This window comes from Pseudomonas sp. GW821-FHT02H06, assembly GCF_059421525.1.
In genome coordinates, this window is the sequence record NZ_JBWKVD010000021.1 from 23350 (window position 1) to 47631 (window position 24282).

24 protein-coding genes and 1 tRNA gene are annotated in these 24282 nt (G+C 59.4%); 13 read left to right on the forward strand and 12 right to left on the reverse strand.

Going from position 1 to position 24282, the window contains the following annotated elements:
* Positions 1 to 157: 157 nt before the first annotated feature.
* Positions 158 to 1330: a cellulase family glycosylhydrolase gene (locus tag AC07VF_RS24110; protein WP_346631375.1), complete on the reverse strand. Its 1173-nt coding sequence runs from the start codon at positions 1328 to 1330 to the stop codon at positions 158 to 160.
* On the reverse strand, positions 1320 to 1523 hold the full coding sequence (locus tag AC07VF_RS24115) for a Com family DNA-binding transcriptional regulator (protein ID WP_346628131.1): 204 nt from the start codon (positions 1521 to 1523) through the stop codon (positions 1320 to 1322). The genes AC07VF_RS24110 and AC07VF_RS24115 overlap by 11 nt, the downstream gene beginning before the upstream one ends.
* Before the next feature lie 495 nt (positions 1524 to 2018).
* On the opposite strand from AC07VF_RS24115, the gene AC07VF_RS24120 reads away from it, so the two are divergent.
* Entirely contained in the window at positions 2019 to 2339 is a 321-nt protein-coding gene (locus tag AC07VF_RS24120; protein ID WP_346631376.1) for a DUF1654 domain-containing protein, read from the forward strand.
* Positions 2340 to 2430: 91 nt separating this feature from the next.
* Here AC07VF_RS24120 and AC07VF_RS24125 read toward each other — a convergent pair whose 3' ends face one another.
* The gene (locus tag AC07VF_RS24125; RefSeq protein ID WP_346631377.1) at positions 2431 to 3243 is read right to left on the reverse strand and encodes an XRE family transcriptional regulator; all 813 of its coding nucleotides are present in this window, start codon (positions 3241 to 3243) and stop codon (positions 2431 to 2433) included.
* Between the two features lie 185 nt (positions 3244 to 3428).
* A tRNA-Ser gene (locus AC07VF_RS24130) sits at positions 3429 to 3519 on the reverse strand.
* A 169-nt stretch (positions 3520 to 3688) separates the two neighbouring features.
* On the opposite strand from AC07VF_RS24130, the gene AC07VF_RS24135 reads away from it, so the two are divergent.
* The 7 genes from AC07VF_RS24135 (at position 3689) to AC07VF_RS24165 (ending at position 7959) form a co-directional block, all read left to right on the forward strand.
* Positions 3689 to 4360 (forward strand): Bax inhibitor-1/YccA family protein, encoded by a 672-nt coding sequence (locus AC07VF_RS24135; RefSeq protein WP_133777231.1) that lies wholly within the window; start codon positions 3689 to 3691, stop codon positions 4358 to 4360.
* Positions 4361 to 4474: 114 nt separating this feature from the next.
* Positions 4475 to 4867, forward strand: coding sequence for a sulfurtransferase complex subunit TusD (tusD, locus tag AC07VF_RS24140; protein ID WP_272635008.1), 393 nt, complete (start codon positions 4475 to 4477; stop codon positions 4865 to 4867).
* A gap of 1 nt (position 4868) precedes the next feature.
* Positions 4869 to 5231, forward strand: a complete 363-nt coding sequence (tusC, locus tag AC07VF_RS24145; protein ID WP_282370016.1) for a sulfurtransferase complex subunit TusC — start codon at positions 4869 to 4871, stop codon at positions 5229 to 5231.
* The gene (tusB, locus tag AC07VF_RS24150; RefSeq protein WP_346628127.1) at positions 5231 to 5530 is read left to right on the forward strand and encodes a sulfurtransferase complex subunit TusB; all 300 of its coding nucleotides are present in this window, start codon (positions 5231 to 5233) and stop codon (positions 5528 to 5530) included. Before tusC ends, tusB begins: the two co-directional genes overlap by 1 nt.
* Positions 5527 to 5862 (forward strand): TusE/DsrC/DsvC family sulfur relay protein, encoded by a 336-nt coding sequence (locus tag AC07VF_RS24155; protein WP_423574722.1) that lies wholly within the window; start codon positions 5527 to 5529, stop codon positions 5860 to 5862. Before tusB ends, AC07VF_RS24155 begins: the two co-directional genes overlap by 4 nt.
* Positions 5859 to 6860 (forward strand): glycosyl transferase family protein, encoded by a 1002-nt coding sequence (locus tag AC07VF_RS24160; RefSeq protein ID WP_346631378.1) that lies wholly within the window; start codon positions 5859 to 5861, stop codon positions 6858 to 6860. Before AC07VF_RS24155 ends, AC07VF_RS24160 begins: the two co-directional genes overlap by 4 nt.
* A gap of 97 nt (positions 6861 to 6957) precedes the next feature.
* Positions 6958 to 7959: a glutathione S-transferase family protein gene (locus tag AC07VF_RS24165; RefSeq protein ID WP_346631379.1), complete on the forward strand. Its 1002-nt coding sequence runs from the start codon at positions 6958 to 6960 to the stop codon at positions 7957 to 7959.
* Between the two features lie 183 nt (positions 7960 to 8142).
* Here the strand turns inward: AC07VF_RS24165 and cysG are convergent, their stop codons facing one another.
* The 6 genes from cysG to AC07VF_RS24195 form a co-directional block, all read right to left on the reverse strand.
* Positions 8143 to 9537 carry a siroheme synthase CysG gene (cysG, locus tag AC07VF_RS24170; RefSeq protein ID WP_346628123.1) on the reverse strand — a complete coding sequence of 465 codons (1395 nt, stop codon included), beginning with the start codon at positions 9535 to 9537 and terminating at the stop codon, positions 8143 to 8145.
* Positions 9538 to 10818 carry a serine--tRNA ligase gene (gene serS, locus AC07VF_RS24175; RefSeq protein ID WP_346631380.1) on the reverse strand — a complete coding sequence of 427 codons (1281 nt, stop codon included), beginning with the start codon at positions 10816 to 10818 and terminating at the stop codon, positions 9538 to 9540. It abuts the gene before it with no gap.
* Between the two features lie 16 nt (positions 10819 to 10834).
* Positions 10835 to 11209 (reverse strand): fluoride efflux transporter CrcB, encoded by a 375-nt coding sequence (crcB, locus tag AC07VF_RS24180; protein WP_282370032.1) that lies wholly within the window; start codon positions 11207 to 11209, stop codon positions 10835 to 10837.
* Positions 11209 to 12531, reverse strand: a complete 1323-nt coding sequence (locus AC07VF_RS24185) for a replication-associated recombination protein A (protein ID WP_192174829.1) — start codon at positions 12529 to 12531, stop codon at positions 11209 to 11211. Before AC07VF_RS24185 ends, crcB begins: the two co-directional genes overlap by 1 nt.
* A gap of 18 nt (positions 12532 to 12549) precedes the next feature.
* Positions 12550 to 13173 carry an outer membrane lipoprotein periplasmic chaperone LolA gene (lolA, locus tag AC07VF_RS24190; protein WP_282370037.1) on the reverse strand — a complete coding sequence of 208 codons (624 nt, stop codon included), beginning with the start codon at positions 13171 to 13173 and terminating at the stop codon, positions 12550 to 12552.
* Positions 13174 to 13249: 76 nt separating this feature from the next.
* Positions 13250 to 15664, reverse strand: coding sequence for a DNA translocase FtsK (locus AC07VF_RS24195; protein WP_282370040.1), 2415 nt, complete (start codon positions 15662 to 15664; stop codon positions 13250 to 13252).
* A 486-nt stretch (positions 15665 to 16150) separates the two neighbouring features.
* On the opposite strand from AC07VF_RS24195, the gene aat reads away from it, so the two are divergent.
* The 3 genes from aat to infA all read left to right on the forward strand — a co-directional run bounded on the left by aat (position 16151) and on the right by infA (position 17916).
* Positions 16151 to 16840 carry a leucyl/phenylalanyl-tRNA--protein transferase gene (gene aat, locus AC07VF_RS24200; RefSeq protein WP_495009815.1) on the forward strand — a complete coding sequence of 230 codons (690 nt, stop codon included), beginning with the start codon at positions 16151 to 16153 and terminating at the stop codon, positions 16838 to 16840.
* A 48-nt stretch (positions 16841 to 16888) separates the two neighbouring features.
* Positions 16889 to 17596 (forward strand): arginyltransferase, encoded by a 708-nt coding sequence (locus AC07VF_RS24205; RefSeq protein WP_192174833.1) that lies wholly within the window; start codon positions 16889 to 16891, stop codon positions 17594 to 17596.
* A gap of 101 nt (positions 17597 to 17697) precedes the next feature.
* Complete coding sequence (gene infA / locus AC07VF_RS24210) at positions 17698 to 17916, forward strand: translation initiation factor IF-1 (RefSeq protein WP_002553999.1); 219 nt, start codon at positions 17698 to 17700, stop codon at positions 17914 to 17916.
* Positions 17917 to 18206: 290 nt separating this feature from the next.
* Here the strand turns inward: infA and clpA are convergent, their stop codons facing one another.
* Together clpA and clpS are read right to left on the reverse strand one after the other, a co-directional pair.
* The gene (gene clpA, locus AC07VF_RS24215; RefSeq protein ID WP_346631382.1) at positions 18207 to 20477 is read right to left on the reverse strand and encodes an ATP-dependent Clp protease ATP-binding subunit ClpA; all 2271 of its coding nucleotides are present in this window, start codon (positions 20475 to 20477) and stop codon (positions 18207 to 18209) included.
* Between the two features lie 29 nt (positions 20478 to 20506).
* Positions 20507 to 20869: an ATP-dependent Clp protease adapter ClpS gene (gene clpS / locus AC07VF_RS24220; protein WP_122536342.1), complete on the reverse strand. Its 363-nt coding sequence runs from the start codon at positions 20867 to 20869 to the stop codon at positions 20507 to 20509.
* A gap of 222 nt (positions 20870 to 21091) precedes the next feature.
* Between clpS and cspD the strand changes: the two genes are divergently transcribed.
* Positions 21092 to 21358 (forward strand): cold shock domain-containing protein CspD, encoded by a 267-nt coding sequence (gene cspD, locus AC07VF_RS24225; RefSeq protein ID WP_495009816.1) that lies wholly within the window; start codon positions 21092 to 21094, stop codon positions 21356 to 21358.
* A gap of 597 nt (positions 21359 to 21955) precedes the next feature.
* Positions 21956 to 24181: an NADP-dependent isocitrate dehydrogenase gene (locus AC07VF_RS24230; protein WP_192174836.1), complete on the forward strand. Its 2226-nt coding sequence runs from the start codon at positions 21956 to 21958 to the stop codon at positions 24179 to 24181.
* The last annotated feature ends 101 nt before the right edge of the window (positions 24182 to 24282 follow it).

Below are 24282 nucleotides of genomic sequence, written 5' to 3' on the forward strand. Positions count from 1 at the left end.
GAGGCTCTGAATAAGTGCATGTCGTTCAGGCTGCTCCGTCGGAGCAGCGCATATGCTGTTATATAGCGTTCCGGATCGGGTGTTCACACACGCGGTCACTGGAAGAATGGGAAGGAGAGCCTCCCGGAATGGGAGGCTCAGGCTCTGCTAGCCAGACCTACGCTTGTGCATAACCCCACTGAGTGATGCGCTCAGCGAAGTATGGCTTCACCATCGTAACCGTTGCCGCTTGGTTACTCGCTTCAAGGCTCATCTTCTCGCCGTCAGTGCCCGGACCCGCGACCCATAGGGTGACGGGGATTTTCTCAGCCTTGGCTTTGTCGAGAAGATTCTTCAGCGCGGTACGGCCAGCGTCCGTTGGTGGAATGCCAGTCTCGCCGATGAATGCTGCCATCTTGTTGGCTTTGGCGTAAGTCAGAAACGGACCCACGATTTGGTCGCGTAGCGCCGTTGGCGAAATTTGGGTGTTGTCGCCGTTGTAGGCACCGCTCGATCCGCCATCGACGTCAGCATAGGCGTGCGCTTCCCACACGATAGAATTCGCCGGATCCACAATCTTCGACTGTAGATTCGCCGAGACACCCGCCCAGTCCTTGGCACTCGCGAATTGCAGGCCGCAGATGAAGACTGGCTTTTTGGAGCTATTGCGCAGGGCCTTCAGCACGGTATTCATCGTGTTGATGTAAAGGGTTTCCAAGTCGCCCGACGTAATGTAGTCCTTTGCGCCGGCGTTGGGGTTTGGATAGGGCTCGTTGCCCAAACCCCAACCAAGAACCATAGGGTCGTCGCACGCAACAACCAACTTCTGGTGGAAGTTCGCCAAGTGGACCGCACTCCAGGAACCACCACCGGCGGAGTTACCCTCCTGGATCAGAACCTGCTCCGTAATTTTCCAGCCGTCTTGATTGCCCGCCTCTTTACTTGGGTAAAGCTGACCGGTCAGTTGGCCATTCGCATCGGTCTGGTAGCGATGCAGGCGCATGTAGTGATGCGGATCGGGGATGATCCTGGCTTCACCGTTAGAGTCATCGCTGATCGCCTTCAGCATTTCCTTCCACTTGTCCACGAACTCCTGCTTCAAGTTCGCGCCTTGACCTGGCAGACCGTCAATTGTCGACAGCTCAATGGCGCGCTGCAGTTCGAACGGAAAACGGATAAGGCGCACACCGAGGTTCTTCACCCAGTGAGTGATGGTGTCCCGAGTGGGCCATTGATAATGAGTGCCGGCCGAACCTGGAAGGATTTGACCAGCATTGGCGACCGAGCCCAGGTTGATTCCTACCAGAGGAATGTTTTTGAGCTGGGCGATTACTGAGCTGCTATTGGACATTTTGATTACCTTGAGTCGAATGATTTTTAGCGGAGAATTCCGCATTCATGTCGCTCATAGGCGATAGCTCGGGGCACGTGGCCCTCACATGATTCAACGTCCCGCACCGGGCACACTTGATCTGGAGCTCCGTCATCTCACCGATACGGGCAAGAAGTCTTTTGCACTTTCCACATCTGCAATCTTTCAACATTCTGCGAAGCCTTTTGGATTCTGCCAGGCTCCGCCCCGCTCGCGCGGAGAGTAAGGGCCTCGGCTGGTTTGCAGGTACAACCTGCGATCTGGCGATCCCTGTGGGTGTTAGTGCACCCGCCTGACTGCCCTCTCTTTCTTCGTTGATTTCCCGTCTGGCCCTGTTGCCAAGGCCAGCCAGCGAAATCGGTGATTCCGTCCTGCTAAAGAGCTTTGATCCAGTCGGTCCCTTGTCGGGGCTGGGAGACCATTTCGCTGGTCCCTGGCTATCTGGCGGCTTCACCAGTCATGTACCGCAGCGGTAAGTCGCTGCGATGGACGTAAATTAGCAAACGCTAAATCTAGCGTCAATAGCTAAAGCTAAATTATTTCCGCGCTTGGAATGGGTGCTGGTCGCTCGAAGCAGATCGATATTTCTGACAGGGGTTTTGCAAACAGCTGACTGCCGTTATGCTTGCGAAAGCTGTACGCATATACAGTAATCAAGGAGAAACTGATGTCCCTGCCAGAGAAGAACAAACCTCAAGAGCGCGAGCCCATGTCCGGCCTTGAGCGCCTGAACCTAAGGGTCGCGAGCATGATCAACCACCCCATCGCTCAGGATCAGATGTGGGTGACGATCCATAAGCTGGAGACTGACGGCGAAAAGGAGTGGGACGAGGTGATGAGGGCGATCGCGGAGGTGGATGGGATAGAGATGGTTTTCAACGATGAAGACCGTTCGGTCACGCTGAAGTGGGAGGCGCCGTCAGATGACGATCCCCGCGTTCAGATGCGGGACGAATTCGAAGTATTGGAGGAAGCCGCGCCTTTCTAAGGGCACAAAAAAGCCCGCTTGATTGGCGGGCGTATGTACCTTCAAGAAACCCCATGTGCCGGCCATTAGTCGGCCACATCGGCCAGCGCAACTAGGCTTTCCTTGCGTTCCAGATCAATAAAACCTTCGCATGGATCGTCACATCGTCGACCCTTGCCGTCTGGTTCTCATAATGCTGATTGTCTGAAATAAGCCTGTAATTCTCTTCGTCCAGTCGCATCACGCGCTTGATGTACAGCTCTTGATGCCAGGTCAGTACGTAGATGCCCTCACCGATGAAGTCCTGCACGCCTTTGTCGACGATCACCAAGTCTTTATCGTTGATGGTTCCTTCCATGCTCTGACCCCAGCCACTGATCATGGCCAGAGCTGTCTTCGAGGTGTAGGTCACACCTTTCTCGCGAAGAATCTCCTCTCTGACAACCAAGTTGCGCACTACCTCATTGTAATCAGGCGGCACCTGTCCGTGACCCATCGCTGCACGTATGTCGTACTGGCGAATGACAATCTCTTCCTGGGTAGGACGAAGCGCGGCGTAATTGGCCGGAAGCACGTCTGTGCTCTGGTCATCCGGGTCGGCAGCCGCCGCCACAATCCGGTCCCGCGCCTCATTTGAAAAGCCTTTCACCTTGGCGAGGGACTGCTTGAGCTGTTCCAGTGCCGAAAGCCCGGCCTTCACTGCTGTCGCGGAAGTCTCGGACGCAGCAGGGCTGACCAGGCTTCCCGAAGGAAGGCCAATCTTCTCTTCCAAATTCGCAGCAGCTTTCTCGCCGAGATTTCTGTGCCCGTTAAGAATCTGGGACAGATACGACGCATCAAGGCCGTGCCGATTGGCGAAATCTTTCTGGGAGGCCCCGGCCATCAGGGCTTTCAGGGCGTCAGCTCTAAGCTTGTTAATGTCCATGTCCAATCATCGCTTCGGGTTAGCATACAGTAAATGACGGGCTGCTATCAGCCACATGATTAGCATCTGCTAACTTTGGGCAGCGCGGGCTGGATGATCCGATAGATTACGATCAAAAGCAGCCGAGCAAAAACCAGACCCCGAAAACGAAAAAGCCCTGCATGAGCAGGGCTTTTTACTGTGTTTGGCGGGGAACTAGGGATTCGAACCCTAGAAACGCTATTAACGTTCGCCGGTTTTCAAGACCGGTGCATTCAACCACTCTGCCAATTCCCCGAAGCATCTGGCGTCGGAAGTTTTTCACCCCTCCGTCGCTTTGCGGGCGCCATAATACCGTAATGAAACAAGCTGTCAAACTCTCCGGCTAGCGCGCTGCCTCGCCTCTGTTATGATCTTTGCAACTTGAGGTTTCAAACCCTTCGTTTTCACCATCAGGAGTAGCGCCATGCGCGAACAGGATTACGCAGTCAACAACCGCGTGCAGGTCGAGCAGCTAGAGGTTAGCCGCGTCCTGCGCAACACTTACGGCCTTCTGGCCCTCACCCTCGCCTTCAGTGGCGTCATGGCGTTCGTTGCACAACAGATGAACGTGCGTTACCCGAACGTCTTCGTCGTGCTGATCGGCTTCTACGGTCTGTTCTTCCTCACCAACAAATTGCGCGATTCGGCATGGGGTCTGGTCTCGGCGTTCGCGCTGACGGGCTTCATGGGTTTCATCCTCGGCCCGATCCTCAACCGTTACATCGGCATGCAGGGCGGCGCTGAAGTCGTTGCTTCCGCGTTCGCGATGACAGCACTGGTCTTCGGTGGTCTGTCGGCCTATGTGCTGATCACCCGCAAGGATATGAGTTTCCTCGGCGGCTTCATCACCGCAGGCTTCTTCGTGTTGCTCGGGGCCGTGGTGGCTAGCATGTTCTTCCAGATCAGCGGCCTGCAACTGGCGATCAGCGCCGGCTTCGTGCTGTTCTCGTCGGTCTGCATTCTGTTCCAGACCAGCGCGATCATCCACGGCGGTGAGCGCAACTACATCATGGCGACCATCAGCCTGTATGTATCGATCTACAACCTGTTCATCAGCCTGTTGCAGATCTTCGGCATCATGGGCAGCAAAGACTGATCAGTTTGCCCGCTTCAACAAAAAGCCCGCTTCGGCGGGCTTTTTGCTGTCCGGCGTTCATGAATTCTTTATCATTGCGCCCATGTTCCCTGCCAGCGCCCCACCGAGCCGCCCATGAAGTTCGCCATCGCCCTGCATTCGCCCGCCCACGCGCCCTCCTCGCGGCGTGCGCTGCTGTTCGCCAAAGCCGCATTGGCCCAGGGCCATGAAATCGTCCGCCTGTTCTTTTATCAGGACGGCGTACACAGCGCGTCCGGCAATGTCGTGTCGCCTCAGGACGAGTCGGACACTGCCGCGCAATGGCGTGATTTCGTCACCACCCACCAGCTTGATGGCGTGGTCTGCATCGCAGCGGCCCTGCGCCGGGGCGTATTGAATGCCGAAGAAGCGGAACGCTATTCGCGACCTGCGGCGAACCTTGCTGCACCGTGGGAATTGTCGGGGCTGGGTCAGTTGCACGACGCGGTCCAGGCGGCCGACCGTTTGATTTGTTTCGGAGGGCCGTGACGTGGCGAAGTCATTACTGATCATCAGCCGTCAAGGGCCATGGTCTGGTCCGGATGCCCGCGAGGCACTGGACATTGCCCTGGCCGGCGGCGCGTTCGATCTGCCGGTCGCCCTGCTGTTCATGGACGACGGCGTGTTTCAGCTGGCGACGGCGCAGAACCCCAGTCAGGTGCAGCAGAAAGACCTGACCGCCAACCTGCAAGCGTTGTCGATGTTCGGTGTGGAAGACCTGTTCGCCTGCGGCACCAGCCTGAATCAGCGTGGGATGCAGCCAACCGGCTTGAGCGTCGAACCCCTTCAGGTACTGGATGACCCGCAAATCGCTGGGCTCATTGACCGTTACGACCAGGTGATCACAATCTGATGGCTACCCTGCACGTACTCTCTCACTCCCCTTTTACCGACTCGCGCCTGAGCAGTTGCCTGCGCGTGCTCGGCAGTCAAGACGCGATCCTTTTGTGCGGCGACGCAACCTATGCGTTGCGCGCAGACACCGCTACCGCCCAGACACTGAGCGCGAAAACGGGCAGCCTGAAACTGTTCGTGCTCGATGAAGACGCCACCGCTCGAAACATCGCGCTGCCTGACTGGGCCCAAGGCGTCGACTATGCCGGCTTCGTCGCGCTCTCGGTGCAATACGACAAGGTCAATACGTGGCTATGAAACAGCTCATCGTCGACGGGCACAGCATCGCGCTGGACAAAGATGGCTATCTTGAGGACCTCTACGACTGGTCCAATGAAGTCGCCGAAGCCCTGGCCCTTGAAGAAGACATCGCCCTTACTCCCGATCACTGGGAAATTCTCGAACTGCTGCGTGCGTTCTACGCGGAGTTTCAGCTGTCCCCGGCCACGCGGCCGCTGGTCAAGTACACCGCGCTGAAACTGGGCGCCGACAAGGGCAACAGCTTGCACTTGAATCGTCTGTTCAACGGCACTCCCGCCAAACTTGCCGCCAAGCTGGCGGGCCTGCCCAAGCCGACCAATTGCCTATGACCGACTTCACTCCCCTCGTCATCGAAACCCCTGCCGAGCATCCGTTCGCGCCCTTCGTGCGCATTCTCGGCAAGGGCAAGCGTGGTGCGCGCAACATGACCCGCGCCGAAGCGCGGGAAGCCATGGGCATGGTGCTCGATGAAAAAGTCGAAGACACCCAACTCGGCGCGTTCCTGATGTTGCTTCGACACAAGGAAGAAAGCCCGGATGAGCTCGCGGGTTTCACCGAAGCGGTGCGCGAGCGGCTGCATGCGCCGGAACTGAAGGTCGATATCGACTGGCCCACGTATGCCGGCAAAAAGCGTCATCTGCCGTGGTATCTGCTGGCCGCCAAGTGCCTGGCACAGAACGGCGTGCGCGTATTGATGCACGGCGGCGGCGCCCACACCGCCGGCCGCCTGTACAGCGAGCAGTTGCTGGAGCTGTTGGGCATTCCGCTGTGCCGCAACTGGCAGGCGGTGGGTGAAGCGCTGGAGCAGCAGAACATTGCGTTCTTCCCCCTCGGCGACTGGGCGCCGCAGCTGCAGCGCATGATCGATCTGCGCAACACGCTAGGGCTGCGCTCGCCGATCCATTCCCTGGCGCGCATCCTCAATCCGCTGGGTGCCCGCTGCGGGCTGCAGAGTATTTTCCATCCGGGTTATCAGGGCGTACACCGCGACGCCAGCAGCCTACTCGGCGACCACGCCATCGTGATCAAGGGCGACGGCGGTGAAGTCGAGATCAATCCCGACACCATCAGCCACTTGTATGGCACGACTGACGGTCAGCCGTGGGACGAGGAATGGCCGGCGTTGTCGGACCGTCGCCACGTGAAGCCGGCCACCCTCGATCCGCAGCATCTGCTCGCGATCTGGAAAGGCGACATCGAGGACAGTTACCCGCAACTGGCGCTGATCGCCACCATGGCGCTGGCACTGCGGGGCCTCGGGATGCCGCGAACTGAAGCCTTCGCGCAGGCCGAGCAGTATTGGGCGAACCGAAACAGATCGATTTAGCCGATAGCTACCCCCCAGTCTTTGCGTTATTCGTTCGAACGATTGCCTTTAGACTGATCTCCAACGTACTTCGGTACAGCTCACTTTGGAGTCAGACATGGGCCTTCTCGTTGAAGGACGCTGGCAAGACCAGTGGTACGAAAGCAGCAAAGACGGCGCTTTTCAGCGCGAGCAAGCCAAGCGCCGGAACTGGGTTACCAGCGATGGTCGGCCCGGCCCGTCCGGTGAAGGCGGCTTCAAGGCGGAAGCCGGTCGCTACCATTTGTACGTTTCCCTGGCTTGCCCGTGGGCCCATCGCACGTTGATCGTGCGCAAGCTCAAGGGCCTGGAAAGTCTGATCGACGTCTCCGTGGTCAGTTGGCTGATGCGCGAGAACGGCTGGACGTTCGACAAGCAGAAAGGGTCTAAAGGCGACGCGCTGGATGGCCATACGTTCATGTACCAGCGCTACCTCGCCGACACCACCGATTACACCGGTCGGGTGACCGTGCCGGTGCTGTGGGACAAACAACTGAATCGCATCGTCAGCAATGAATCATCGGAAATCATCCGGATGTTCAATTCGGCGTTCGACGACCTGACCGGCAATCACCTGGATCTGTATCCGGAGCCGCTGCGCGACGAGATCGACCGGCTGAACGACCGTATCTACCCGGCCGTGAACAACGGTGTCTACCGCGCCGGTTTCGCCACGTCACAAGGTGCGTACGAAGAGGCCTTCGACGAAGTGTTCGCCGAGCTTGATGCGCTGGAAAGCCTGCTCAGCGAGAAACGCTACCTGGCGGGTGAATACCTGACCGAAGCGGACGTGCGCCTGTTCACCACGCTGATTCGCTTTGACGCGGTGTATCACGGGCACTTCAAGTGCAACCTGCGGCGCATTGCCGACTACCCGAACCTGAGCAACTGGGTGCGCGAGATGTACCAGCTGCCGGGCGTGGCCGAGACAGTGGATTTCGTGCACATCAAGCATCACTACTACGCAAGCCACGCCACCATCAACCCGACCGGCATCGTGCCAAAAGGCCCGCAGCAGGACTTTAGCGGCGAGCATGATCGCGGGCGTTTGAGCGGAAAAGGGATCTTGCACAACGACTGATGGGTTTCAGTTAAAGACCTGAAACCCGTCACTCGGTGCATGATCATTGTGGGAGCGAGCTTGCTCGCGAATAGGCCAGTGCATCCGCAAAATTTTCAGCGGCTGGAAGGCAGTCTTCGTGAGCAAGCTCACTCCCACAAGAATTGTGTAGCTCTCGCGAAGCCAGGCAGGCGCATGTCGTGATCAGACGCTAGCCTGCGCCCCTTCGAACCACGCCAGTTTTTCCCGCAACTTCACCACTTCGCCCACAATCACCAGGGTCGGCGCATGAACCTCATGCTCCGCCACCAGTTGCGGCAGATTGGCCAGCGTGCCGGTGAAGACGCGCTGGTTGACTGTGGTGCCCTGCTGAATCAGCGCCGCAGGGGTTTCGGCCGATCGGCCGTGCTTGATCAGCTGTTCGCAAATGACCGGCAGCCCGATCAGGCCCATGTAGAGCACCAAGGTCTGGGATGGTGAGACCAGGTCTTTCCATGGCAGATCGGTAGAGCCGTTCTTCAGATGACCGGTCACGAAACGCACGGACTGCGCGTGATCGCGGTGGGTCAGCGGAATGCCGGCATAGGCCGCGCAACCACTGGCCGCCGTGATGCCAGGTACGACCTGGAAGGGAATGCCGTGGGCCGCCAGTTCTTCGATCTCTTCACCGCCACGGCCGAAGATGAACGGATCACCGCCCTTCAGTCGCACCACGCGTTTGCCCTGCTTGGCCAGATCCACCAGTTGCTGGTTGATCTGATCCTGGGGCAAGGCGTGATCGGCGCGCTGCTTGCCTACGTAGACGCGGTCAGCGTCGCGGCGGCACAGATCCAGAATCGCCGGTGCTACCAGGCGGTCGTACAGCACCACATCCGCCTGCTGCATCAAACGCAGCGCGCGGAAGGTCAGCAGATCAGGATCGCCCGGCCCGGCGCCCACGAGGTACACCTCGCCGGTCGTGGCCGGCGCATCGCCGTCAATCTTTGCCTGCAACAGCCGCTCTGCCTCGGCGCCCTGCCCGGCCAGTTGCCGGTCAGCAATGGGTCCCTGAAATACATCCTCCCAGAACGCCCGACGCTGCTGAACGTTGGGAAACAGCCCTTTCACCTGATGGCGAAAGCGCGCGGCCAGACCGGCCAGATGCCCGTAAGTCGGTGGAATCCAGGTTTCGAGCTTGGCGCGGATCAGCCGTGCCAGCACCGGCGCATCGCCACCGCTGGACACCGCAATCACCAGCGGCGACCGATCGACGATGGCCGGGAAGATCACGCTGCACAGCGCAGGCGCATCCACCACGTTAACCGGCACACCGCGCTGGCGGGCATCGGCTGACACTTGCGCATTGAGTGGCTCATCGTCGGTGGCGGCAATGATGAGCACGCAACCATTGAGGTCCGACTCGGTGTAGCCGCGCAGAATCTCTTCGCCGCCGCTGCGCTCGATCAGCTCGCGCACCTCCGCTCCGATCTCGGGGGCAACCACGCGCAGCACCGCCCCGGAATCAGCCAGCAGGCGAGACTTGCGCAAGGCAATCTCGCCGCCGCCCACCACCAGCACCCGAGCGCCCCGAAGGTTATGGAACAGCGGCAGAAATTCCATTTAGCCGATCACCTCGATGCCGCCCATCCAGGGCTTGAGGACGTCCGGCACGCGGATCGAGCCGTCGGCCTGCTGGTAGTTTTCCAGCACCGCCACCAGCGTACGACCCACCGCGAGACCCGAACCGTTCAGCGTGTGAACCAGTTCCGGCTTGCCGGTTTCCGGGTTGCGCCAGCGCGCCTGCATGCGACGCGCCTGGAAATCGCCGCAGTTGGAGCACGACGAGATTTCACGGTATTTGTCCTGACTCGGAATCCACACTTCCAGGTCGTAGGTTTTCACTGCGCTGAAACCCATGTCGCCGGTGCACAGCGCCAGTACGCGGTACGGCAATTCGAGCAGTTGCAGAACGCGTTCGGCATGACCGGTAAGGCTCTCAAGCGCTTCCATGGATTTTTCCGGCTCGACGATCTGCACCATCTCAACCTTGTCGAACTGGTGCTGACGGATCATGCCGCGGGTATCACGGCCCGACGCGCCGGCTTCGCTGCGGAAGCAAGGGGTGTGGGCGACGAATTTCAACGGCAACTGCTTGGCGTCGATGATTTCCCCGGAGACGATGTTGGTCAGCGACACTTCGGCGGTCGGGATCAGGTACAGATCGGCCTCGCCTTCGCGGGAGATCTTGAACAGGTCTTCTTCGAATTTCGGCAGCTGGCCGGTGCCCTGCAACGCAGGCGCCTGGACCAGATACGGCGTGTAGGTCTCTTCGTAACCATGCTCGTTGATGTGCAGCGTGATCATGAATTGCGCCAGCGCACGGTGCAGGCGCGCAATAGGGCCCCGCAACAACGCGAAACGGGCGCCGGACAGCTTGGCGGCGGTTTCGAAATCCAGCCAGCCGAACTTCTCGCCCAGGGCAACGTGGTCCTGAACCGCGAAATCGAACGACGCCGGCGTGCCCCATGTGCGCACTTCGACGTTCTCTTCTTCATCAGCGCCCACCGGCACCGATTCGTGGGGCAGGTTCGGCATACTCAGGGCCATGCCGTCGAGCTCGGACTGGATGGCGTCCAGCTCTTTCTTGCCGGTGCTCAGCTCTTCAGCCATGCGATCGATGTCGGCCATCAGCGGCGCGATGTCTTCGCCGCGCTGCTTGGCCTGGCCGATGGATTTGGAACGGGCGTTACGCTCGGCCTGAAGCTGTTCGGTGCGGGTCTGCACCGTCTTGCGCTGGGCTTCCAGCGCTTCGATGCGGGCCACGTCCAGTGTGTAGCCACGGGAAGCCAGGCGATCCGCTACGTCCTGAAGTTGAGTACGCAGCAGTTTGGAGTCGAGCATATCGGTCTCTCGTATATTAAATTCGGGTCAAAGACAGGCCGGCCCATGTCGCGAGCAGCCCGCCCAGTACGCTGATGAGGGCGTAGCCAATGGCCAGAGGAGCCTGGCCGCTTTCAAGCAGGCGAATCGTGTCCAGTGAAAAAGACGAAAACGTCGTCAAACCACCGAGGACTCCCACCATCAATCCGGCGCGCACTTCGATCGGGACTTCCGGGCGGATCAGAAACAGCCCGTAGAGCAAACCGATCAGCAGGCAGCCCACCAGATTCACGGCGAGCGTTGCTGTATAGAAATAGCGCGGCCAGTTCGCAGCGACCACGTTAGCCGTCGCGAAACGCAGTAATGTACCAGCCACGCCACCGGCGGACACGGCAAGAATCAACTGAATCACTATTTTCTCCGTTGGCGAGGACTGGCGCGGTCGAGCGCCGACAGGTGTTTGAGTTTTTCGCCGATCTTCAGCTCAAGGCCTCGGGGAACCGGCTGATAATACTGACGCGGTTCGAGTTCGTCGGGGAAGTAGTCTTCACCCGCCGCGTAAGCGTCCGGTTCATCATGGGCGTAGCGGTATTCTTCGCCGTAGCCGAGCTGTTTCATCAGCTTGGTCGGCGCGTTGCGCAGGTGCAGCGGCACTTCCAGCGAACCGTGCTCGGTGGCTTCGCGCATGGCCATTTTGAACCCCATGTACACGGCGTTGCTCTTCGGCGCACAGGCCAGATACACAATGGCCTGGGCCACGGCCAGTTCGCCTTCCGGACTGCCGAGGCGTTCCTGCACATCCCACGCCGACATGCACAGCGGCAAGGCGCGCGGATCGGCGTTACCGATGTCTTCGCTGGCCATGCGCACCACGCGCCGCGCCAGATACAGCGGATCGCAGCCGCCGTCGATCATCCGCGCGAACCAGTACAACGCGGCATCGGGGTTGGAGCCGCGAATGGATTTGTGCAGCGCGGAAATCTGGTCGTAGAACGCTTCGCCGCCCTTGTCGAAACGGCGACGGCTGTCACCGAGCAGGCTTTGCAGCAATTCGGGATCGATTTCGCTGCCGTCTTCGGCCAGGTCCGACGCATTCTCCAGCAGATTGAGCATCCGCCGACCGTCGCCATCCGCTGCGGCCAACAGCGTCGTGAACGCCTCGTCGCCCAAAGTCAGATGCCGATTGCCCAGCCCGCGCTCTTCGGTCAGCGCGCGGTTGACCAACTGACGCAACGCCCCTTCGTCCAGGCTCTTGAGCACATAGACCCGGGCGCGGGAGAGCAGCGCGTTATTCAGTTCGAATGACGGGTTTTCAGTGGTGGCGCCGATGAAGATCAGCGTGCCGTCTTCCACGTAGGGCAGAAACGCATCCTGCTGCGACTTGTTGAAGCGGTGCACTTCGTCGACGAACAGAATGGTCCGGCGGCCGTACTGACCCGCCTGTTGCTTGGCGATCTCTACGGCCTGCCGGATCTCTTTGACCCCCGCCAGCACCGCCGACACCGTTTCAAAATGCGCGTCGGAGACTTTCGCCAGCAACCGCGCCAGCGTGGTTTTGCCCACGCCGGGCGGTCCCCAGAAAATCATCGAATGCAGCGCGCCCTGCTCCAGCGCTTCACGCAGTGGCTTGCCGTGGGCGAGCAGGTGCTGCTGGCCGACGTACTCGTCCAGATTGGTCGCTCGCAGGCGGGCGGCCAACGGTTGCGCGATCGGTTCAGTGCTGAACAGGTCCATGAAACAGGCGAACCCCTTTTATTCCTGAATGACGTCAGCGCCTTTCGGGATCTGGAACTGGAATTTGCTCGCCGCGACAGGCTCGTTGGCCTTGACGCCGGTGAACAGGATATTGGTGCGCTGGCCGACGCTGTCGATCAGTTGCATGTCGTTGATCATGCCGTTGCGGAACGACAGGCGCAGGCTGTCGAACAGCGTGTCCTTGGACTTGGGCTTGAGCACGAAGTCGATCACGCCACCCGCTTCCTTGGCAGTGATGTCGAAGCTTTCGCTGATTTTCGACACGTCGCCGGACAGCAGCAGCGCGGGGGTCTGGGTCAGACGCTGGTCGAGGGTCTTGATGGTGACCTGCTCCAGGTCAGGGTCCCACAGGGAAACCTTCTTGCCGTCGGAGACCATCGTTTGCTCCTGCGGCGGGTCGGTGTGCCAGTAGAACAGGCCCGGGCGCTGCAACGTCATCTCGCCGGCGGTTTCCTGCAACTGGGTGCCGCCACCGTCGAGGGTGAGCTGGGAGAAACGCCCGCTCAAGGTTTTCGAGTTTTCCAGCAGTTGGGTCAGGCGCGCCACGTCCTTGCTGTCGGCGTGGGCCGAGACAGCGGAAAAAGCCAGTGCAGATACCAACAGCATGCGGATAAGACGCATGGGATTCCTCTTTGAGTGTGGTTGAAGCCGGGCGCCGCCGCGGTGGCGACGCCCGGTAACGCGTGACCGGGAAGTGTCAGTCACGCACAGGGGCTGGCGCAATCACTTCGCGCGAGCCGTTGGTGTTCATCGGCGTCACGACGCCCGCGTTTTCCATGGTTTCGATCATCCGCGCGGCGCGGTTGTAGCCAATCTTCAGCTTGCGCTGCACCGCAGAGATCGACGCACGACGGCTTTCCAGCACGAACTTCACGGCTTCGTCGTACAGCGCATCGCTTTCGCTGTCTTCGCCATCACCGCCGCCACCGCCACCGTCGAAGCCGCTGCCCGGCTCTTCGACGCCGGCCAGGATGTCATCGTTGTAGTTCGGCGTGCCGCGCAGCTTCCACGCCTCAACCACGCGGTGAACCTCCTCGTCCGACACAAACGCGCCGTGCACACGAATCGGCAGGCTGGTGCCCGGCGGCATGTAGAGCATGTCGCCGTGCCCGAGCAGTTGTTCGGCGCCGCCCTGATCGATGATGGTCCGGGAATCGATCTTGCTCGATACCTGAAACGCCATGCGCGTCGGGATGTTCGCCTTGATCAGGCCGGTGATCACGTCCACCGACGGACGCTGGGTCGCGAGGATCAAGTGGATGCCTGCCGCACGGGCCTTCTGCGCGATACGGGCGATGAGTTCTTCGACCTTCTTGCCGACGATCATCATCATGTCGGCGAACTCGTCCACCACCACAACGATGGTCGGCAGCTTGGTCAGCAGCGGGGCTTCGTCGTGAATGCTTTCGCGGTGGTACAGCGGGTCGGACAGCGGCGTGCCAGCCTCTTCCGCTTCGCGCACCTTCTGGTTGAAGCCCGACAGGTTACGCACGCCCATCTTGGCCATCAGTTTGTAGCGGCGTTCCATTTCAGCCACCGACCAGCGCAAGGCGTTGGCGGCGTCTTTCATGTCGGTCACTACCGGGCACAGCAAATGCGGGATGCCTTCGTAGATCGACAGCTCGAGCATTTTCGGGTCGATCATGATCAGCTTGGCGTCTTCCGGCCCGGACTTGAACAGGATCGACAGGATCATCGCGTTCACGCCCACCGACTTACCGGAACCGGTGGTACCGGCGACCAGCAGGTGCGGCATCTTGGCGAGGTCGGTGATGACCGGCTTGCCGCCGATGTCGTGACCCAGCGCCAAGGTGACCGGTGATTTCGCGTCGTCGTATTCCGGCGTCGACAGGACCTCGGAGAAACGCACGATCTGACGATCCTCGTTGGGGATTTCGATACCAACGGTGGTCTTGCCGGGAATGACCTCGACCACACGGACGCTGGTCACTGCCAGGGAGCGCGCCAGGTCTTTCGCCAGGTTCGAGATACGGCTGACTTTCACGCCGGCAGCCGGCTGGATTTCGTAACGGGTAATCACCGGGCCGGGGTGAATCGAGTCCACGGTGACTTCGACGCCGAATTCCTTGAGCTTGATCTCCAGCAGATGACCCACCGCTGCCAGGGATTCAGGCGAATAGTTGAGCTGCTTTTTCTCTGCCGGGTCGAGGATCGAGATCGGCGGCAAGGTGCCTTCTACGGCGCTGTCGACGAACAACGGCGCCTGTTTCTCTTTCTGTACGCGCTTGCTCGGCTCCGGTGCCCGTGGAGGTGCCGGCGCAATGACGGCGGGCACGTGCTTCTCGCGGGCGGCCATGTGCTCGGTCAACGCCTGTTCGCGCTCGATCAGGCGCTCCTTGGCTTTGGCTTGCTCCCGTCGATCCGGGGCAACCGGAGCAACTACTTCGTCGACACGCATGTCGACTTCACGCAGCTGAGCCACCATCTGCTTGCGCTCGTTGCGCGCGGTCCACCAGCGGTTGAGCGAGCCCGTGAACAATTCGATCAGGTCCAGGGTGATCTTGCCGGTGTTGTCCATGACCTTGAACCAGGACAGATCGGTGAACACGGTCAGACCGAACAAAAACAAGGCGATGAACAGCAATGTGCTGCCCTGAACATTCAGCGCGCGCTTGGCCAGATCGCCCAGCACTTCGCCCAGCACGCCACCGGCAGAACCCGGCAGGCCCGATGCCGAATGAAAGTGCAAGTGCGCCAGCGAAGCGCCGGCGAGTACCAGAAACACCAGACCGATCATGCGCCAGGAAAACAGCCAGCCGCTCCACTGCCACGGCTCATGGCGATGGCGGAAAACCTGATAGGCCTTGATCCCCAACAACAGCGGGAAGATGTAGGCGAAGTAGCCGAGGATCATGAACAGGATGTCGGCAGAGTACGCACCGGCGAAGCCTGCGGCGTTCTGAACCTGGGCAGAATTGCTTGAGCTGCTCGTGTGGCTCCAGCCTGGATCGCCCTGATCGTAGGTCAGTAGCGCCATGATCAGATACAGACACAGCGCGCCGAACGCGATCAGTGCACCTTCCTTGAGCCGGTAGTGCAGGTGCTGCCGCCAGAGCGGAACGGGGGTGGGTGCTATGGTGGATTTCTTCAAAACGCTTCAATTCCTGCGCGCAAGCGCGAACATCTGATGATTGACTGTGTACGACTGCCTTGACGAAATGGCAGTGCCTTTCCCGAACATCGGCCTGAATATCGGTCCGACGGTCAGCATGACCACCGGGGAAAACACGACTGCGATAACGCACGCTCGACAGGTGACTTGAAATGAGGTTAAACAACATCGGCATTGTACGGATTTGCGCGCCGCGCGCTACGTTAGTCTGGCGCGGAGCTTGCCGATCTTCAAGCTTCGACGGCCGCAGACAATTGCGGCACGCATTTTCTTTGCCGACAAAGGCTTATGACGCGTAGCTACTGGTTCCTTGAACTGTCAAAAGGCCATGCTGGAATGAAGAAATCAAGCGGTCCGACATCCCGGTTCGATCAGGCGGCTTGTGACCCCGTTTGCAGCACGGAGTTGCAATTCGCAATGACGACCCGCGCTGACTCCCCTCCCCTCTCGTAAAGTCTGGATGCCATGCTGACCTGGTTACAACGCGACACCCTTGATTTTCCTGCGCTGGAAAAAGCCATGCGCGAGCCCAACGGACTGCTGGCCGGCGGCGGCGATTTGTCTGCCGATCGCCTGATCGCCGCGTACCGCCATGGCTGTTTTCCCTGGTATCAGCAGGGCCAGCCGATTCTGTGGTGGTCGCCGGACCCGCGTACCGTGCTGTTTCCGGATGAACTGCATGTGTCGCGCAGTCTGGGCAAGTTGCTGCGCCAGGGGCGTTATCGGGTCACGTTCGATCAGGACTTCCCGGCGGTCATTCAAGCGTGCGCCGAACCTCGGGCCTACGCAGACGGCACGTGGATAACCGACTCCATGCAGGCGGCCTACATCGAGCTGCACGCGCGTAGGTTCGCCCATAGCGTTGAGGTCTGGGACGGCGACGCCTTGGTGGGCGGCTTGTATGGATTGGCCATGGGCCAGTTGTTCTTTGGCGAATCCATGTTCAGCCGCGCCGACAACGCTTCAAAGGTCGGCTTTGCGACGCTGGTCGAACATTTGCAAACGTGGGGATTTGTCCTGATCGATTGCCAGATGCCGACCGAGCACCTGCTAAGCCTTGGCGCTCGGTCGATTCCACGGCAGACCTTCGCCGACTGTCTGCGCGAACATCTGGATAAGAGCACTTGCGCCGACTGGCTGCCTAGGCGAGTTTGAGTCGGCTGGCATACACTCTTAACTCAAGGTTTTTCTCGAGGGTTGATCATGACCGAGCTGGCGCGGCTGAAGTTCTATGCCACTCAACCCCACTCCTGTAGCTACCTGCCCGAGGAACAAGCCACCACGCTGTTCCTCGACCCCAGCCAGCCGATGGACGTCCAGGTCTATGCCGATCTCTCGGACATGGGGTTTCGCCGCAGTGGCGATCATTTGTACCGTCCGCACTGCCAGAACTGCAGCGCCTGCGTGCCCGCGCGCATTCCGGTCGGGCTGTTCGTGCCTGATCGTCAGCAGAAACGTATTTTCAGAAGGAACGCCGACCTCGAAGTGACGAGCACCAAGCCGCATTTCAGTGAGGAGTACTTCGATCTGTATCAGCGCTACATCGAGCAGCGCCATGCGGACGGCGATATGTTCCCACCAAGTCGCGACCAGTTTTCCACGTTCCTGGTACGGGACCTGCCGTTCTCGCGGTTTTACGAATTTCGCCTGGAAGGCCGGCTACTCGCCGTGGCCGTCACTGACCTGCTGCCCAACGGGCTTTCGGCCGTTTACACGTTCTACGAACCCGCCGAAGAGCGCCGCAGCCTGGGGCGTTACGCGATTCTCTGGCAGATCGCCGAAGCCGCACGCATGCAATTGCATGCCGTGTACCTCGGCTACTGGATAAAGAACTGCAAAAAGATGAATTACAAGACCCAATATCGCCCCATCGAGCTGCTCACCAACCAAAGATGGGTCACTCTTTACTGAAGCCCTTGGCTTAAACCTCAATTTTCGGGCACAATGCAGCCCGCTTTTGCCTGGCTGCCGTTTGCACCGGGCCATTCATTGGATACCGAGGGCTTTACTGCATGTCGAAAGAAGACAGCTTCGAAATGGAAGGCACTGTCGTCGACACCCTGCCCAACACCATGTTCCGTGTGGAGTTGGAAAATGGGCACGTCGTAACCGCGCACATCTCCGGCAAGATGCGCAAGAACTACATCCGCATTCTTACCGGCGACAAGGTCCGCGTTGAGCTGACGCCCTACGACTTGAGCAAAGGGCGCATCACTTACCGCGCCCGCTAACAGGTCTTAACAAAAACGCCCGGCTCATGCCGGGCGTTTTTGTGTGCGTGAGATTCACCCTACCCGCTCACGGCAAGCCGCAAAAAGCGGCTCACTCGGTCCATCAGACCGGGCGCGTTTCAACAGATGTAGGAGTGAGCTTGCTCGCGATTGCGATTTGTCTGAGACACATTAGGTGACTGACACTAAGCAATCGCGAGCAAGCTCACTCCTACAGGATTCGGCAGATTCGCAGCCAACAAAAAAGGCGCCAATCGGCGCCTTTCAGGTTTGTTGCATCAACCGAAGCGTCAGGCCAGTTCAGCCGTGGTTTCGTAATCGAACGAGATCTCGCCGTCCTTGATGTCGATGTGTACCACACCGCCATGCTCGGACAACTCGCCGAACAGAATCTCCTCGGCCAGCGGACGCTTGATCTTGTCCTGGATCAGACGTGCCATCGGGCGTGCACCCATCGCTGCGTCGTAACCCTCCTCGGCCAGATACCCCCTCACCGCGTCGGTCACTTCCAGCAATACGCGCTTGTCTTCCAGCTGCGCCTGAAGCTCGGTGAGGAACTTGTCCACCACGTTCTTGATAACCTCATGGCTGAGGCGACCGAATTGAATGATGGTATCCAGACGGTTGCGGAATTCCGGCGTAAAGCTCTTCTTGATCACTTCCATCGCATCAGAAGAGTGATCCTGATGGGTGAAACCGATCGAAGCGCGCGCGGCGGTTTCAGCACCGGCGTTGGTGGTCATGATCACGATCACATTGCGGAAGTCCGCCTTGCGCCCGTTGTTGTCGGTGAGCGTCCCGTGGTCCATCACCTGCAGCAGCAGATTGAAGACTTCAGGGTGCGCCTTCTCGATTTCATCGAGCAGCAGCACGCAATGCGGCTGTTTGGTGACGGCTTCGGTCAACAAACCGCCCTGATCAAAACCGACATAGCCCGGCGGCGCACCGATCAGACGCGATACGGTGTGACGCTCCATGTATTCAGACATGTCGAACCGCACCAGCTCGATACCCAGCGCCTTGGCCAGCTGACGCGCTGCCTCGGTCTTGCCGACACCGGTCGGACCTGCGAACAGGAACGAACCGACAGGCTTGTCCGGGGACTTGAGGCCTGCACGGGACAACTTGATCGCGGTGGACAGCGAGTCGATGGCTGCGTCTTGACCAAACACGGTCAGCTTCAGGTCGCGCTCCAGGTTACGCAGCAACTCCTTGTCGGAGCTGTTGACGTGCTTCGGCGGAATCCGCGCGATCTTCGCCACGATGTCTTCAACCTGCGGCACTTCAATGCGCTTGACGCGCATTTCCACCGGTTGCAGCCGCTGATAGGCGCCCGCCTCGTCAATCACGTCAATGGCCTTGTCGGGCATGTGACGGTCATTGATGTAGCGCGATGCCAGTTCGGCAGCGGCACGCAGGGCTTCGTCGCTGTATTCGATATTGTGATGCTGTTCGAAACGGCCCTTCAGGCCGCGCAGAATGCCGATGGTGTCTTCGACAGACGGCTCCGAGACGTCGACCTTCTGGAAACGACGGGCCAGCGCACGGTCTTTTTCGAAGATGCCGCGGAATTCCTGGAACGTGGTCGAACCGATGCAACGGATATCACCCGACGACAGCAACGGCTTGAGCAGATTGGACGCATCCATCACGCCACCGGATGCAGCGCCGGCACCGATGATGGTGTGGATTTCGTCGATGAACAGGATCGCGTGCGGGCGCTTCTTCAACTCGCCGAGCAGCGCCTTGAAGCGCTTCTCGAAATCGCCACGGTATTTGGTACCGGCCAGCAGTGCGCCCAGGTCGAGGGAGTACACGACGCTGTTGGCCAGCAGGTCCGGCACCTGATTGTCGACGATGCGTTTGGCCAGGCCTTCGGCAATGGCGGTTTTACCCACCCCGGCCTCGCCCACCAGCAGCGGGTTGTTCTTGCGGCGCCGCGCGAGAATCTGAGCGACGCGCTCGACTTCCATCTCGCGCCCTACCAGCGGATCGATGCGGCCTTGACGGGCCAGCTCATTCAGGTTGCTCGCATAGGCATCCAGAGGATTGCCTGAGGAAGAAGACTCACCGCCCTCGTCATCCTGCATATCTTGCTCACCTTCAGATTGATCGCCATGCCCCGGCACTTTGGAAATACCGTGGGCGATATAGTTGACGACATCGATACGGGCAACGCTCTGCTGCTTGAGCAGGAACACTGCCTGGCTTTCCTGCTCGCTGAAGATCGCCACCAGCACGTTTGCGCCAGTGACTTCTCGCTTGCCGGAGCTCTGCACATGGAAAACCGCACGCTGAAGAACGCGTTGGAAGCCGAGTGTAGGTTGGGTCTCGCGATCCTCGTCATGCACGGGGATCAGCGGCGTGGTGGAGTCGATGAACTCCTGGAGGTCGTGTTTGAGTTTGTCGAGGTTTGCGCCGCAGGCACGCAGTACGGTGGCGGCAGCCTCATTGTCCAATAGGGCCAGCAGGAGGTGCTCGACGGTCATGAACTCATGACGTTTAGAGCGGGCCTCCTTGAAAGCCAGATTGAGGGTGACTTCGAGCTCACGGTTTAACATAGCTTCACCTCATACCCAAGTGTCCGGCGTTAACCGTCCTTCTCGATTTCACAGAGTAGCGGATGCTGGCTTTCCCTGGCGTACTGGTTGACCTGCATAGCCTTGGTCTCGGCGATGTCGCGGGTAAACAATCCGCAAACGGCCCGTCCCTCTGTATGGACGGCCAGCATGACCTTGGTCGCCAGCTCACGATTCAGGTTGAAAAACACCTCGAGCACTTCGACAACGAAATCCATCGGGGTGTAGTCATCGTTGAACAAAACCACCTTGTACATAGGCGGCACCTGCAATATCGGCTTGGCTTCCTGTACAGCGGTGCCCGACGCATCGTCCTCATGGGGATGCGGGTCATCCTGATTGAATGTTAGTCGAATCTTGCTGATTGCATGCATGGTAAAGAAGGTTCACAGAGGACGTGATTGAAATAAGTGGTGGCGGTGATACCGGTTTTCAACTGGACCGCCGCTTGACCTTGACTATCGGCCAATCGGTGTTACAAACAATAGAACCCACATTGGGTAAAAAGGGTCCGCGCAGTCAACCAAAATTTTTTAGGTCCGGCGGATGAGAGGTGATGATACTCCCATCGGAGTCCTTTGCAGAGGGATGTGACTATGCTAAGCGGTAAGGTCAAGTGGTTTAACAACGCCAAGGGGTATGGCTTCATCGTCGAAGATGGCAAGTCCGAGGACCTGTTTGCACACTACTCGGCGATCAGTATGGATGGCTATAAAACCCTGAAGGCCGGACAGCCGGTAAATTTCGAAATCATCCAGGGACCGAAAGGTCTTCACGCCATTAAAATCAGCGCTAAGATCTCCGCTGATAACCATCAGGCCGTCTCTCATCACGAGAGGCAACCCGAGGAACAGCGGGCATAGCGCAACAATCACGCCTGAGCCGGACCGTTCAAGCGCGAGATTCGATAAGCCGGTCAATCCATCAGGGTTGGCCGGCTTTTTTTGTGCCTTAGCTGCCCCGTTGCGTGCATCTATCGTGCATCTATATAGGGAAGCGAGCCAACGCAACTGTGGCCCAGGTGCTCCTTTAGTCGAAATCCGCCTCGTTACGCGTCGGGACGGATTCACACCCGCTAACTGCGACAGGTTGCCGCAAGCCCCGTGGCGCAAGGGCTGCACGGTTTTCCCGGGGAATCCTCACGCATCCCGAGACCTGCGCAATCGTCCCGGCCACCGCAAAGCCGTCACACGAGTACCGTAGTAATGGCCGGGTGCAGTGATATACTCAGCGCCGGTGACCGTTGGGTCATTGGGGGCCGAACCACCTGAACCCAGGCTTTCAGCCCTCGACAGGCCGGACCGCTACCCGGGTCCGACCGTTTGACGCTCGACTGATGCACCCCCTATCACGCGACGAAATTCTCGACTTTCGGCTCATCGATACTTTGGGCGAAAGTGCCTACCCTGCGCATCTCGAAATTTTGTGTACGCTCAGCAAAGAAGAGAGTTATCCCGAATATGTCCAACCGCTCGAAGATCATCTACACCTTCACTGACGAAGCGCCAGCCCTCGCCACCTACTCACTGCTGCCTATCATCGAAGCGTTCACCGCCTCCGCTGACATCGCCGTTGAAACCCGCGACATCTCGCTTGCAGCCCGCATCCTCGCCAGCTTTCCCGAGCGCCTGGGTGACAAGAAGGTGTCCGACGATCTGGCAGAGCTGGGCCAACTGGCGACCACGCCGGAAGCCAACATCATCAAGCTGCCGAACATCAGCGCTTCGGTTCCACAACTGAAGGCCGCGATCAAGGAACTGCAAGCCAAGGGCTACGACATCCCGAACTACCCGGATGAAGTCGTCACCGAAGCCGACAAGGTTGCCCAGGCTGGCTACGACAAAGTGAAAGGCAGTGCCGTGAACCCGGTGCTGCGTGAAGGTAACTCTGATCGCCGGGCGCCGCTCTCCGTCAAGAACTACGCGCGCAAGCACCCGCACAAAATGGGCGCCTGGTCTGCGGACTCCAAGTCCCACGTGGCGCACATGGACAACGGCGACTTCTACGGCAGCGAAAAATCCTCGCTGATCGAAGCCGCTGGCGCCGTGAAGATCGAGCTGATCGGCAAAGATGGCAGCACCACCGTGCTGAAGGACAAGACGTCGGTACTTGCGGGCGAGATCATCGACTGCGCGGTCATGAGCAAGAAAGCCCTGCGCGCTTTCGTGGCCCGTGAAATCGAAGACGCCAAGAAGCTCGGCGTGCTGTTCTCCGTGCATTTGAAAGCCACCATGATGAAGGTCTCGGACCCGATCATGTTTGGCGAGTTCGTCGCCGAGTACTATCAGGAAGCGCTGAGCAAGCACGCTGAGGTCCTGAAAGAAATCGGCTTCAACCTGCACAACGGCATCGGCGACCTGTACGCCCGCATCAAGGACCTGCCCGCTGACCAGCAAGCGCAGATCGAAGCGGACGTCAAAGCCGTCTATGCGACCCGCCCTGCCCTGGCGATGGTCAATTCCGACAAAGGCATCACCAACCTGCACGTGCCGAGCGACGTCATCGTCGACGCCTCGATGCCGGCGATGATTCGTGATTCCGGCAAGATGTGGAACAACGACGGCGTGCTGCAGGACACCAAGGCCGTGATCCCGGACCGTTGCTACGCAACCATCTATCAAGCCGTGATCGAAGACTGCAAGCAACACGGCGCCTTCGACCCGACCACCATGGGCAGCGTGCCAAACGTTGGCCTGATGGCGCAGAAAGCCGAAGAGTACGGCTCTCACAACAAAACCTTCCAGATCGAAACCGATGGCGTGGTCCGCGTGACCGACGACAAAGGTCAGGTCCTGATGGAGCAGAACGTTGAAGCCGGCGACATCTGGCGCATGTGCCAGACCAAGGACGCGCCGATTCAGGACTGGGTCAAACTGGCCGTCAACCGTTCGCGCCTGAGCAACACCCCGGCGATTTTCTGGCTGGACCCTGAGCGCGCCCACGATGCGGCGATGATCAAGAAGGTCGAGCACTACCTGAAGGATCACGACACGGCAGGCCTGGACATCAGCATCCAGTCGCCGGTCGACGCGATGAAGGTTTCCCTGGAGCGTATTCGCGCGGGCAAGGACACCATTTCGGTGACCGGCAACGTGCTGCGCGACTACCTGACCGACCTGTTCCCGATCATGGAGCTGGGCACCAGCGCCAAGATGCTGTCCATCGTGCCGCTGATGAGTGGCGGTGGTCTGTTCGAAACCGGCGCAGGTGGTTCGGCGCCGAAGCACGTTCAACAGCTGAACGAAGAGAACTTCCTGCGTTGGGATTCCCTGGGCGAATTCCTGGCACTGGCTGCTTCCCTCGAGCACTTGGGCAACGTCTACGACAACCCGAAAGCGCTGGTACTTGCTACTGCTCTGGACAAGGCCACCGGTCAATTCCTGGACAACAACAAGTCGCCATCGCGCAAGGTCGGCGGTATCGACAACCGTGGCAGCCACTTCTACCTGGCCACCTACTGGGCTCAGGCTCTGGCGGCACAGACCGACGATACGGCGCTGCAAGCCAAGTTCACGGAGCTGGCAAAAACCCTGGCTGACAACGAAGCGACCATCGTCGCCGAGCTGAACAGCGTGCAGGGCAAGCCACTGGACATCGGCGGCTACTACTTCCCTACCCCGGAACTGGCCAGCAACGCCATGCGCCCAAGCAAGACCCTGAATGACGCGATCAATGCGTTGAAGTAAGACGGTAAGCGCTACGCAGTACTGCAAGGATGCAAAACGAAACCCGGCCTCGTGCCGGGTTTTTTTTTGCAGGTCACTGAGGCCGGCAAAACGGCCTGGCA